This window comes from Faecalibacterium sp. An77 (assembly GCF_002161315.1).
Lineage (GTDB): Bacteria > Bacillota > Clostridia > Oscillospirales > Ruminococcaceae > Faecalibacterium.
Window position 1 is genome coordinate 1 of the sequence record NZ_NFHK01000063.1, and the last position, 12,177, is coordinate 12,177.

Below are 12,177 nucleotides of genomic sequence, written 5' to 3' on the forward strand. Positions count from 1 at the left end.
AATGCAGAGAACGAACTTCTACACGAACGTCCTGTTGGCGTGCTGCTGGATAAGGAGCGGCAATCCCTTTGCGCTCTGCCAGGCCCTTGTATTGGCCGGGCAACCAGACAATTTTACCCATATGGTACTGCAGCTGGTGCTGGGCTAGAAGGATCTCTCCATAATAGATTTCCAGCTGCCCTTTCACTGCTCGAACCTGTACTTCCTTTCCGCTGTACTGCCAGGGTACACCATACCGGATGCCGTCAAAGCTTACAAGTCCATCTCTTGTAACTGTTCTCGTTTCCCAGCGGTAGCGGTCCTGAATCTCCTGGGAAGGTAAGGAGAAAAGTTCTTCTTGTTCCAGCTTTTGCAGAGGGATCTCGCAAGTTGTTCCATGAGGCCTTGAGTCAACTGATTTGCACCAGGCAATCGCCTGGCGATTCAGATCTTCCAGGTCTACAAAGCTGCGGCCCGGGAAAAAATTCTCCTTTACATACCGCACCAAACGCTCTACTTTGCCTTTTGTCTGGGGCGTTTTTACCCGGCATACCTTTGGAACAAATCCCATCTCGACGGCAAAATCAGAAAACTGTGTGTTCCAAATCACCTTGCCCGCTTCACGCCCTGTGACCACAGTTTTCATATTATCGGTCAGGACCTCTTTAGGAACACCTCCAAAATACTGAAATGCATTTAACATACAGCGTTCCATGCTGCGCAGGTCACAGCGTTTTATGAATTCAATGTATTTGGCGCGGGAATATCCCAGAATCATTACAAAAACTGCTACTTTGTGAAGCTTCTCATTTTGGTCTAGATATTGACAAATGCCCCAGTCCATCTGCGCTTGCTTGCCGCTGGGCGTTTCATATCGCCGTACGGCAGGTGCTGCCTTGGCTGGCCGGTAGGGATGAACATATGCTTTTAAAATGCTCATTCCGCCGTCATATCCAAGTTCTCGCAGTCGTTCCAACAGAACAACACAATTGAAGATACCTTGTCCCATCCATTCATTCAACTGCGGCTTGTAAGGATCTAACTTGGACCCTTTGGAAACGCCCTTTAGCCCATGCTGCCGATCCGCCTGCTCCATATATTTGCGGGCCGTATTTTTGGAGATTCCAATTTCTTGCCCAATCGCATAAGCGCTCTTGCCTTTTCCTGCTAAATCTTTTATCATTAGTATAAGCCCACTCCTAATCATCCGACTATCCTCCCTAAAAGTATTCGACACACTTTTAGGATAGCCGGTTTTTAGGCGTGGGTCAATTTTTGTTCGGCGCTATGGGGCTATTATACTTCGGCGGTGATACCTGCGAGACTTCTGAGATTTCTAAGACTTTTGATACTTTCTCTTATTTTCTCACAGGTCAGTACTTTTTTACAGTCGGGGGATTATGGAGCGGTTACCTTACGACTATACTTGGTTGCACATTCCCGACCCTAATAATATCAAAAAGACCGAGACGTGGCAGCCACCTATAACCACCGCATCTCAGTCTTTATGTGCATATTAGAGACTGTTTTTATTGCATTAGTGCAGGAACTTCTCCAGCCCCTTCACAACTTCTTTCTCCATTTCCTCAGCCTTTTCCCGGCTTTCCGCACTCACCGAGATATAGGTTTTGAGCTTAGGTTCGGTGCCTGAGGGCCGGACCACCACAGAGCAGTTGCCCTCCAGCAGATACTTGAGCACATCTGACTTGGGCAGACCGTCGAGACCCTGGCTGTAGTCCAGGGTCTTTTCAATTTTCTTACCCGCAAAGGAATCCACCTGTTTGCCCGGGCCAACTTCCTCATGGAAGGTCTTCATGATGCCCTGCATCTTGGCAAAGCCAGCGCTGCCGTCGAACTCATAGCTGTGTAGAGTGTTCAGGCGGTAGCCGTAGGTTTTATACAGCTCGTTCAGTTTGTCCAGGAGGCTAATGCCCTGGGTGGCGTAGTAGCTGAACATCTCGCAGATTAGGTAGGCACCGTTGACGCCGTCCTTGTCACGAACATAGCTGCCGGACAGGTAGCCGTAGCTCTCCTCAAAGCCAAAGATGTAGCTGGCGGCTTTGCCCTGTTTTTCCAGCAGGCCAATCTGCTCACCAATGAACTTGAAGCCAGTCAAGACATTGATGGTCCGGACGCCGTAGTGGTCGGCAATTTGCTGGCCCATGTCGGTGGTGACAATGGTTTTCACCATGACAGGATCAGTGGGCATCTTGCCGTGTTTCACCCGCTGGGAGCAGACATAGTCCAGCAGCAGGATGCCGGTCTCATTGCCGGACAGCAGCACGTACTTTCCGTCCTTGTTCCGCACTGCAATGCCCACACGGTCGCAGTCAGGATCGGTGGCCAGCAGCAAGTCAGCGTGGCACTTCTTGGCATATTCCATGCCAAGGGCCATGGCTTCCTTGATCTCAGGGTTGGGATAAGGGCAGGTGGGGAAGTGGCCGTCCGGCTGCTCCTGTTCCTTGACCACCGTGATGTTGGCATAGCCCATCTCTTTCAGAGTACGGGTCACCGGCTTAAGGCCGGTACCGTTCAGCGGGCTGTAGACAATAGCCACATCTTTGTTGACCGTTTCACCAAAGAGCACTGACTGCTTTTTAACTTCTTCCACAAAGGCGGTGTAAACTTCATCCGGAATGTACTTTACCTTACCCTGTGCCAGGCCTTCCTCAAAGGAGATGCTCTTGACGTCTGCAAAAATGTCCAGCTTCTCGATCTCAGCCAGAATCTCGGCGGCGGCCTCGGTGGTGATCTGGCAGCCATCAGCGCCATAGACCTTGTAGCCGTTGTATTTGGAAGGATTGTGAGAGGCAGTCACCATAACGCCTGCCGAAGTGTCCAGATAGCGGGTGGCAAAGGAAACGGTGGGCACAGGCATCAGGACGGGCCAGATGTTGACCTGGACGCCGTTGGCGGCAAAGACGCCAGCGGCAGCCTTGGCGAAGACATCCGACTTGATCCGGCTGTCATAGCCGATGGACACTGAAGGCTTGTCAAAATGCTTGTTCAAGTAATCAGCCAAGCCCTGGGAAGCCTTGGCGACAGTGTAAATGTTCATCCGGTTGGTGCCGGCGCCAATGACGCCCCGCAGGCCGCCGGTGCCGAAGGAAAGATCCCGGTAGAAAGCGTCCTCCACTTTGGCATCGTCCATGGTTTTCAGCTCAGCAGCCACGTCGGCGTCTGCCGATGCACAGGCACACCAGCGCTCGTATTCTTTTCTGTAATCCATTGTTGTTATCCTCTCACAAACAGGAACTGCGCCTGTCCAGTGATGGTCATGGTGACCGAATCAGCCGGTACAAAGATGCAGTCTCCTTTGAAAAATGGGATGCTGCCTCCCTCAAATTGGATGGTTCCGCATCCGCCGATGCAGAGCATGACCCGGAAGGAAACCTCGTCTGCCCGGTATTGCACCAGTTGACGGCGCTCGGCGTTGAGCAGTACACGGTACACCTCGAAATACTTGCAGCGAGTCAAAAATTCCAAAGCTGCACCCGGCTTGTATTTCAAAACCCGCAGGGGCTGGCGGGGCTGGGAACTGCTTTTCAAGTTGGCCACCTGCATGGCTTTATCCACATGGAGCTCCCGCTTTTTGCCGTCTTTACCCACTCGGTCGTAATCGTAGAGACGATAGGTGAGATTGGAATTTTCCTGAATCTCGGCAATTAAGGCACCTGCGCCGATGGCGTGAATTGTACCAGCCTCAATGAAAAATAGGTCATCCTTCTGAATGGGAACGCGCTGGAGATAGCGCAGCAGGGTGCCGTCTGCGATGGCCTTCCGGATTTCAGCCTCAGTACAATCATGTTTCAGACCGTATACCAGATGGGCATCCTTGGAGGCGTCCAGCACATACCACATTTCGCTCTTGCCGTTTTGGCCGTTTTCGTGCTCCATGGCATAGGCGTCATCGGGATGCACCTGCACCGACAGGTCCTTTTTGGCGTCGATGAACTTGATCAGCAAAGGAAACTTGCCGTCGGGATGACGAGTGCCCAGATATTCCGGATGGTCGGCCAGAACCTGGGTCAAAGTCTGGCCTTCAAATTCTCCGCTGGCCACCACACTGGGACCATCCGGGTGAGTGGAACACTCCCAGGTCTCGGCCAGAGGGTCGAGATCGATTCCCTTGGCAAACTCATCGTTAAGGCGGGTGCCGCCCCAGAGATAATCTTTGGCGGCAGGTTTCAGCAGGAAGGGCTTAAAATTCGTAGTCATATTTCTGTTTGTCATCGACGCTGATCTCCTTGCCCAGCTGCACCTCGATCAGCTGCAGCTCGGTGTCTGCAATGATGGTGTGACGGCAGCCAGCCGCCATGGTAATGACATCGCCTACAGTCACTTTCTGCTCCATACCGTCCACCACGGTGCGGCCTTCGCCCGAGATGATGGTCCACACCTCGTCCCGGTGCTGGTGGCTGTGGTAGTTCATGTGATGGCCGGGCATCAGGGTGACCTTGAGGGTTTGGCTCTCATCTTCAATATCCAGAATACGGAAGCTGCCCCAGGATTTTTCGGCAAACATGACTTTGGTATCCAGGGTATTCACAAAGGGCTTGATGTAGCTGGACTCTTCTTTGTCCGAGACCAGAATGCCTTCGGGGCTGGCGGAAACCACCACGTCTTTCAGACCCATGCAGAGGATGGGCACACCCAGTTCGTTGACCACATGGACATTGTCGCAGGTCTGGTTGAAAAGAGCTTCGCCCACTGCATGACTGTCCATGGCTTCGGTGAGGGTATTCCAGGTGCCCAGGTCTTTCCAGGTGCCGGCAAACCGCATGACCTCGATTTCGGGCTCGTGCTCCACGACGGCATAGTCAAAGCTGATCTTATTCAGGGTGTCGTACTTGTCGAACAGGTCGTTATAGTCCACAAAGTCGATCAGCTCATGGGCGCGTTTCAGAACGTAGCCCAGCTTGAAGGCGAACACGCCGCCATTCCACAGAGCACCCTGCGCGATATACTGGGCGGCCACATCCTGGGTGGGTTTTTCCTTGAACATGGATACCTTGCTCAGGTTGTCCTTGCTGGTGGGGATGATGTAGCCGTATTTCTCGCTGGGATAGGTGGGTTCAATGCCCATCAGGACCAGGTTGGCGCTGCTGACAGCGGCACGGTCGCCCAGAGCTTTCAGAGCCTCGAAGTAATCATTCTCCACATAAGGGTCCACCGGGCAGACCACCACGGCTTCCTCTTCGCCCACACCCTGCACGTCCTTCAGATAGGCGGCGGCCAGGGCGATGGCCGGGAAGGTATCCCGGCGGCAGGGCTCCACGCTGATGCCCACATCCTCGCCCAGCTGGTTATGAATGGCCGAAACCTGGGATTTGGAAGTGGCGATGGTAACGGTGGCGTCGGTGTCCACCGTTTTGATCTGGCGGTAGACACGCTGGACCATGGACTCCAGTTCACCCTTCTCGTTGTGGAAGATCTTGATGAACTGTTTGGAACGGATGTCATTGGAAAGGGGCCACAGACGCTGGCCCGAACCGCCGGACAGCAATACGAGATTCATAGTCTTTCTCCTTATACAAAAACGCAAAGGGCCGCATCCGTTGTGGAATGCGGCCCTCTTTGGGTTTATCGCTCGGCCCGCATCGGGTTGTTCAGGAAGTCCTCATAGGTCAGACGGATGCCGTCTTCCAGTTCGGTCTTGTAGGTCCAGCCCATGGCAGTTGCCCTGGACACGTCCAGCAGCTTGCGGGGGGTACCGTTGGGCTTGGAGGTGTCCCATTCAATTTTACCGGTGTAGCCAACCACCTTAGCCACCAGCTCGGTCAGCTCTTTGATGGTCAGTTCCTTGCCGGTGCCGGCGTTGACTGTCTCGTTGCCCGAGTAGTTGTTCATCAGGAAGACGCACAGGTTGGCCAGGTCGTCCACATACAGGAACTCACGCAGCGGGCTGCCGTCGCCCCAGCAGGTGACGGTGTCCAGGCCGGCCACCTTTGCCTCATGGAAACGACGGATCAGGGCAGGCAGGACGTGGCTGTGGGTGGGATGGTAGTTGTCATTGGGGCCGTAGAGGTTGGTAGGCATCACCGAGATGTAGTCGGTGCCGTACTGGCGGTTCAGAAACTCGCAGTACTTCAGGCCGCTGATCTTGGCCAGGGCGTAAGCCTCGTTGGTTTTTTCCAGCTCGCTGGTCAGCAGGCAACTCTCCTTCATGGGCTGGGGAGCCATCCGGGGATAGATGCAGGAAGAACCCAGGAACTCCAGCTTCTTGCAGCCGTTTTGCCAGGCGGAGTGGATGACGTTCATCTCCAGAATCATGTTGTCATACATGAAGTCGGCCAGGGCTTCCTCGTTGGCCACAATGCCGCCCACCTTGGCGGCTGCCAGGAAGACATACTCAGGCTTCTCCTTGGCGAAGAACTCCTCTACGGCGTCCTGACGGGTCAGGTCCAGTTCCTTGTGGGTGCGGGTAATGATGTTGGTATAGCCCTGGCGCTGCAGCTCACGGACAATGGCAGAACCCACCATGCCGCGGTGGCCCGCCACATAGATTTTTGCGTTTTTCTCCATCATAATTGGATGCTCCTTCTTATACAGTCAGCGCCAGCAGCCGGGATGCAATCTCAGCTGCGGCATTGGTAAAGGTGGAAGGCTCAGGCTTATGGACCCGGGCCAGCCGTTCCAGCAGCTGGGGCATATCGGCCAGCTGTTCATAGGTGATTTTCAGAGCCAGACCCTGCTGTTCCAGCAGAGAGATGGTGGTGCGGTCCTCCAGCACCGAATCCCGTGCAAAGAGGGCCATGGGCTTTTGGGACAACAGGCATTCGGCCACCGTGCCCCAGCCCGCCTTGGTGATGACGTAGTCAGCCGCCGCCACATAGTCCTGGGTATTTAAAGTGGTATAGGGAACGGTGGTGACATTGCTGCCGGTCAGCGGTACCCCCTCAGTGGTATAAAAGTGGGCATTGACCCCTTCCACCGAGATGGGCTGTGTAAACTGGGCCGACATCCCCAGCGCCACAAAGACGATGGGGCAGCTGTGCCGGCTGCGGATGGCCTCAATCTGTTCCGGGTGGAAGGGCCGGGCCACCAGAGAGGTCTCTGTCAGTTCTGCGTTTGGCAGAAATTCCAGCATCTCGGGATTGTGCAGCGCATACAGCATCCCGTGCCGGATTTTGGTGTACTGAGCAGCGTAAGCTTTCCAGATGGCCTCGGGCAGAAACTCCCGATACAGCTCGGTCCAGGTGAAGTTGCCCAGATAGAGCAGCGGTACCCCGGCCTGCTCACAGGCCGAAATGGACCAGAGCGGCATATCGCAGAGGGCTGCCCCAATCTGATGCTGCCGGAGCCAGTCGGCTTCCTGAGCTGCCCGCTGAGGTAGCTGGTCCAGATAGGACTGACAGGCTTGGGTCAGTGCGGGCACATCCACCAGCAGGGTGCCGGGCTGCAAAATCAGCCCGATGTCGGTGTGCTCCTCCTGGTACCGAATCCGGTCCAGCTGGTCGGGGGAGAGCATCTCCCACAGGTTTTCTTTGGCAAAAGCCAGGTGCCGGGCACCGCAGACCAAGTACAGCAGGCCGGTGGTCCGACGGGCCGCCTCGGCGATGATGGGCAGGTTCCGGGCAATGTGCCCGAAACCGTGGTCCGATAAGTAAAAGCTGAGATTACAGGTTTGCATCTCAGACGTTCAGCATGGCCTTTTCACGCTTGGCCAGCTCGCGGTCGTGCTTGGCCATGATGGAGACCAGTTCTTCATAGCTGGTCTTCTGGGGATTCCAGCCCAGGACGGTCTTGGCCTTGGTGGGATCGCCCCACAGGTTGTCCACATCGGTGGGACGGAACCAGGCGGGGTTGACGCAGACCATCATCTTGCCGGTGGCAACATCGTAGCCCTTCTCATCCAGGCCCTTGCCCTCCCAGCGGAGGGTGATGCCGTTGGCAGCAAAGGCCTTCTCGGTGAAGTCACGGACGGTGTGCTGCACGCCGGTGGCGATGACAAAGTCCTCGGGCTTCTCCTGCTGCATAATCAGCCACATGCACTCGACGTAGTCCTTGGCATAGCCCCAGTCACGCAGGGAGTCCATGTTGCCCAGCTCCAGGTGATCCTGCAGGCCCTCGGCAATCCGGCCGGCAGCCAAAGTGATCTTGCGGGTGACGAAGTTCTCGCCGCGGCGCTCAGACTCGTGGTTGAACAGAATGCCGTTGACGGCGAACATACCGTAAGCGTCGCGGTACTCCTTGACAATCCAGAAGCCGTACTGCTTGGCCACAGCGTAGGGGCTGTAGGGATGGAAGGGAGTGGTCTCGCGCTGGGGAATCTCCTCAACTTTGCCGAACAGCTCAGAGGTGGAAGCCTGATAGACGCGGGTCTTCTTGGTCAGGCCCAGAATCCGGACGGCCTCCAGGATACGCAGGACGCCCAGAGCGTCCACATCGCCGGAGTACTCGGGAGCGTCGAAGGAAATCTGCACATGGCTCTGAGCGGCCAGGTTGTAGATCTCATCGGGCTGCACCAGGCCGATGATCCGAATCAGAGAAGAAGAATCGGACAGGTCGCCGTCGTGCAGAGTGATGGCGTTCTTGGCGATCAGGTGATCGATACGGCCGGTGTTGGAAATGGAAGCCCGGCGGATGACGCCATGAACTTCATAGCCCTTCTCCAGCAGGAACTCAGCAAGGTAGGAACCGTCCTGACCGGTGATGCCGGTAATCAATGCTTTCTTCATATTCCCTCCATGTATCAAACAAGTGAAAACTTTACAATCCATTTTGTCGCCTGTTCAAAGCGATTTACTGTATTATAATGTATTCTTTTGATCAGAAACAGGGGCTTTCTTGGAGAATAGTAGCATTATCTTGGCTTTTGGTGTATACTGGACAAAATGGAAAAAGGAGGAAAAGCCTGTGGATGAAGGTCTATTCCAGGGGGATATTGTAGCTTCCAAGCGGATTCTCTATACTCCTTCGCCCTTTGCACGAAATGCACTGTTGTACTTACAGGAAACCGGCGAATTGAAGGCAAAAAAGCCCCATGTCAGCCACCGGCAGGGTCTGGCGTCCTATCTATTTTTTATGGTGTTGGAAGGGCATGGCACCCTGCGCTATCAGGACCGGACCTACACCCTTGGCCCCGGTGACTGTGTTTTCCTGGACTGCCGTCAAGAGCACTTTCACCAAAGTTCAGAGGACTTGTGGAGATTAAAATGGGCTCATTTCAACGGGCCCAACATGGGCGCCATCTATGATAAATATTTGGAGCGGGGTGGCATGCCCTGTTTCCACACCCAAAGGGCCGAAGCATTCGACAGCATTTTGGAGGAGCTCTTTGAAGTGGCATCATCCAGTTCCTATGTACGGGATATGAAGATTTGCGAAAAGCTAACCTCTCTACTCACTGTTCTAATGGAAGAGGCCTGGAACCCCGACCGGGCGCCCCATGTATCTGAAAAGCGCCGCAATCTGCAGAGGATCAAAAATTACTTGGACCAGAACTACCAACAGAAGATCACCCTGGACCAGCTGAGCGAACAGTTTTACATCAACAAGTTTTACCTCAGCAAAATTTTTTCGGAGCAGTATGGTATGACCATCAACCGCTATCTGCTGGAGCTGCGCATCACCCAGGCCAAACGGCTGCTGCGGTTTACCTCACTGCCCATTGAAAAGATCGCAGTGGAGTGCGGGATTCCCGATTCCAATTATTTCGCCCGCATTTTCCGGAAGATTGAAGGGATTGCGCCAGGGGAGTACCGAAAGAAGTGGTGATGTTGGCATAGAAGGGAAATTATTATAGCAAAGATACAACGGAGTGTTATGTGATGTTCCAGCACAGTTCACGGGGTTTGGAGCATAGCACCAACAAGCATTTTTGCGTTTGTGTATACAAAGGCCCTGCTTGCGAAGTTTGTGTTTGAAAAAAGCAGAATGGCATATTTAAAAAATGTGATTTCGTTTTTGGTTAGCCATATAATGGGCAAGCTATGCCTCTGGCTATCCACTTTGCCAGACGCTGCTTGTTGGGGTACGCCCCAATCCCCTGTTGATCGCGGAAGTTCCTTCTGCGGCTGCGCGTTCTGAGAACGCTTTGATTGTTTTATCAAAAAGGTTGAAAAAGCAATTTAAAAATGGACATACGTCCGGAAGCGTTGGTTGCTGGCAGCCTGCGGCCATGGAATGATACTATACCTACAATGCACAGGTGCCTGATGGACAGACGATATCTAATTTATTTAGCAGTATTGCGAAATCTGTAAGTTGAAGCCTTTAAAGGGACTGACGAAGGTGCCGCTATGGATAGAAATCGTGTGACAAGATGAAAAACAAAAGATTTAAATGGGGGTTGATTATGATTAATATTCTGCTGGATGTCTTGAATTTTTCGGCTGATTTTCTTTATGAGGAACTTAAACGCTATATTCATCCCAGCGATAAAGTGGTTATTCTGGCTTTTTCCTATCGTGACGGGGAGGTTCAAAACCTACGCGACTGGAAGATACTGTGTGGAAAAAGCGGCGGGCGATATTATGACAGTATGGTTTCCCGTTTCTTCGCTATGGAATTCCTGAAGATCATATAGAATGGATCAATTACTATACGGATGCGAAATCCAAAGCGGCAGAACAAATTCGCAATGCGGATATACTTTATCTGCCCGGAGGAATGCCGGATCGGATGATGGAACGAATCGATGACTTCAATCTGAGAGACGCCATCCTTCAGTTCCAGGGAGTTGTGATGGGATACAGCGCCGGTGCACTCATTCAACTGCAGGAGTATCATTTGTCGCCGGACCAAGATTACCCGGAATTTACTTATTTTAAAGGTCTTCCAATTCTGAAAGATTTTTATTTGGAAGTACATTATGAAGACAGCCCTGTCCAAAATGAGGCGATCCAACGTGTTCTAGAGGAACGCCAGAAAACAATCTATGCGATGGTCACAGATCGAGCTGCCATCGTGGTGGATGGCTCTAAAGTGAATTTTCTGGGGGATATAAAAGTGTTTACTCCCTGAACCGAAGCCCATTGAACAGAAAAGGAAATCAATATGAAGTATAATACCATCCTTGATGCCACCTTCCTCTCCCGCCCCAACCGATTTATCGCCAAGGTCCTGTTGGACGGCAAAGAAGAAACAGTCCATGTCAAGAACACCGGCCGCTGCAGGGAACTCCTGCTGCCAGGGGCGGATGTCCGGCTGGAAGTGTCGGATAACCCTGCCCGCAAGACAAAATATGATCTGGTAGCTGTCCGGAAAGAGGGCTTGGGCTGGGTCAACATCGACAGCCAGGCTCCCAACAAGGTGGTGAAGGAGTGGCTGGAACCCCAGGGCTTTGACGCGATTCACCCTGAGTTTTCCTACGGCAAATCCCGGATCGACTTCGCCATGGAAAGAGCAGGCCAGCTCTACCTGCTGGAGGTGAAGGGCTGCACTCTGGAAGTAAACGGCATCGGCTACTTCCCCGACGCCCCTACCGAGCGGGGCGTCAAGCACCTTCAGGAACTGACCCAGGCTGAGCAGGCCGGGGTCCGCTGCGGGGTGGCCTTTGTAATCCAGATGGAAGGGATCACCGAGGTGCGGCCCAATGTGGACACTCACCCGGCTTTCGGCGAGGCTCTGTCCCGGGCAAAGGCGGCTGGGGTGAAAGTTCTCTTTTTGCTCTGCCGGGTAGGCAGGGATTCTCTGGATATTGTGGATCAGAGAGAAGGATAAAACAAAACGCTGGCCGGGAGGACAGCGCATGGAATACTGGCAGACAGAAGCAGTCTGAACGAGGCTGCGGCTGTCTGCCAGTTTTTTGTGCCTGAAGGATGAAAGACTTGGAAGGTGTGACAACCCGTCACAGTAAACTGTGACAGATGGTCACTCCCGTCAAAGAGGAACTTAAGATATTATTGTAGTAGGCACTTTCAAAGAAAGGTGTACTAAGAGTACACCAAATGGTGTACTCCCAGTCACTCCCAAAGAGGAAAAACTCTGGTATGCTTTTATCAGAAATCGGTTCAGCACCTTATGCCGACCAAACAAGAGGACTTTCCCAAAAAGAAAAGTGAAGATTTTGTGAAACACCCCTCGTTTTTAACGCCGTTTTCTGTTAATAGTGAAAGGCTTTTGCCAGAGACCAACGCAGCACCTTGAAAACCGAATAGTTCAGCCTCCTGGTACTTCCAGACAATGACACTTCCGTAACTCGCGGCCCGGCCACAAAGAAGGCGGGGCGGCCGAAAGGCCGATGGAGCGGTG

11 protein-coding genes are annotated in these 12,177 nt (G+C 53.3%); 4 read left to right on the forward strand and 7 right to left on the reverse strand.

Going from position 1 to position 12,177, the window contains the following annotated elements:
* The 7 genes from istA to gmd form a co-directional block, all read right to left on the reverse strand.
* Positions 1-1,162 (reverse strand): IS21 family transposase (gene istA, locus B5G28_RS13120; protein WP_242967622.1); only part of this gene is annotated, 1,162 nt, incomplete at its 3' end.
* 354 nt (positions 1,163-1,516) lie between these two features.
* Positions 1,517-3,208, reverse strand: coding sequence for a phospho-sugar mutase (locus B5G28_RS13125; protein ID WP_087249515.1), 1,692 nt, complete (start codon positions 3,206-3,208; stop codon positions 1,517-1,519).
* Positions 3,209-3,213: 5 nt separating this feature from the next.
* Complete coding sequence (locus tag B5G28_RS13130; protein ID WP_242967623.1) at positions 3,214-4,212, reverse strand: type I phosphomannose isomerase catalytic subunit; 999 nt, start codon at positions 4,210-4,212, stop codon at positions 3,214-3,216.
* Positions 4,181-5,497, reverse strand: coding sequence for a sugar phosphate nucleotidyltransferase (locus B5G28_RS13135; protein WP_087249520.1), 1,317 nt, complete (start codon positions 5,495-5,497; stop codon positions 4,181-4,183). The genes B5G28_RS13130 and B5G28_RS13135 overlap by 32 nt, the downstream gene beginning before the upstream one ends.
* 65 nt (positions 5,498-5,562) lie before the next feature.
* Complete coding sequence (locus B5G28_RS13140; protein WP_087249522.1) at positions 5,563-6,507, reverse strand: GDP-L-fucose synthase; 945 nt, start codon at positions 6,505-6,507, stop codon at positions 5,563-5,565.
* 16 nt (positions 6,508-6,523) lie between these two features.
* Positions 6,524-7,612, reverse strand: a complete 1,089-nt coding sequence (locus B5G28_RS13145) for a glycosyltransferase (RefSeq protein WP_087249524.1) — start codon at positions 7,610-7,612, stop codon at positions 6,524-6,526.
* Between the two features lies 1 nt (position 7,613).
* On the reverse strand, positions 7,614-8,660 hold the full coding sequence (gene gmd / locus B5G28_RS13150) for a GDP-mannose 4,6-dehydratase (RefSeq protein WP_087249526.1): 1,047 nt from the start codon (positions 8,658-8,660) through the stop codon (positions 7,614-7,616).
* A 109-nt stretch (positions 8,661-8,769) separates the two neighbouring features.
* On the opposite strand from gmd, the gene B5G28_RS13155 reads away from it, so the two are divergent.
* The 4 genes from B5G28_RS13155 to sfsA all read left to right on the forward strand — a co-directional run bounded on the left by B5G28_RS13155 (position 8,770) and on the right by sfsA (position 11,646).
* Positions 8,770-9,699, forward strand: coding sequence for an AraC family transcriptional regulator (locus tag B5G28_RS13155; protein ID WP_242967624.1), 930 nt, complete (start codon positions 8,770-8,772; stop codon positions 9,697-9,699).
* A gap of 580 nt (positions 9,700-10,279) precedes the next feature.
* Positions 10,280-10,510: a hypothetical protein gene (locus tag B5G28_RS13160; protein WP_144265556.1), complete on the forward strand. Its 231-nt coding sequence runs from the start codon at positions 10,280-10,282 to the stop codon at positions 10,508-10,510.
* Positions 10,511-10,515: 5 nt separating this feature from the next.
* Positions 10,516-10,947, forward strand: a complete 432-nt coding sequence (locus B5G28_RS13165) for a Type 1 glutamine amidotransferase-like domain-containing protein (RefSeq protein ID WP_255396779.1) — start codon at positions 10,516-10,518, stop codon at positions 10,945-10,947.
* 33 nt (positions 10,948-10,980) lie between these two features.
* Positions 10,981-11,646, forward strand: coding sequence for a DNA/RNA nuclease SfsA (gene sfsA, locus B5G28_RS13170; RefSeq protein ID WP_087249534.1), 666 nt, complete (start codon positions 10,981-10,983; stop codon positions 11,644-11,646).
* Positions 11,647-12,177: the final 531 nt, after the last annotated feature.

Bases quoted from the DNA above. Each gene is read 5' to 3' on its own strand.
- gmd (WP_087249526.1), bottom strand. From the start codon at position 8,660: ATGAAGAAAGCATTGATTACCGGCATCACCGGTCAGGACGGTTCCTAC.
- B5G28_RS13160 (WP_144265556.1), top strand. From the start codon at position 10,280: ATGATTAATATTCTGCTGGATGTCTTGAATTTTTCGGCTGATTTTCTT.
- B5G28_RS13140 (WP_087249522.1), bottom strand. From the start codon at position 6,507: ATGATGGAGAAAAACGCAAAAATCTATGTGGCGGGCCACCGCGGCATG.
- B5G28_RS13145 (WP_087249524.1), bottom strand. From the start codon at position 7,612: ATGCAAACCTGTAATCTCAGCTTTTACTTATCGGACCACGGTTTCGGG.
- B5G28_RS13130 (WP_242967623.1), bottom strand. From the start codon at position 4,212: ATGACAAACAGAAATATGACTACGAATTTTAAGCCCTTCCTGCTGAAA.
- B5G28_RS13135 (WP_087249520.1), bottom strand. From the start codon at position 5,497: ATGAATCTCGTATTGCTGTCCGGCGGTTCGGGCCAGCGTCTGTGGCCC.
- B5G28_RS13125 (WP_087249515.1), bottom strand. From the start codon at position 3,208: ATGGATTACAGAAAAGAATACGAGCGCTGGTGTGCCTGTGCATCGGCA.
- sfsA (WP_087249534.1), top strand. From the start codon at position 10,981: ATGAAGTATAATACCATCCTTGATGCCACCTTCCTCTCCCGCCCCAAC.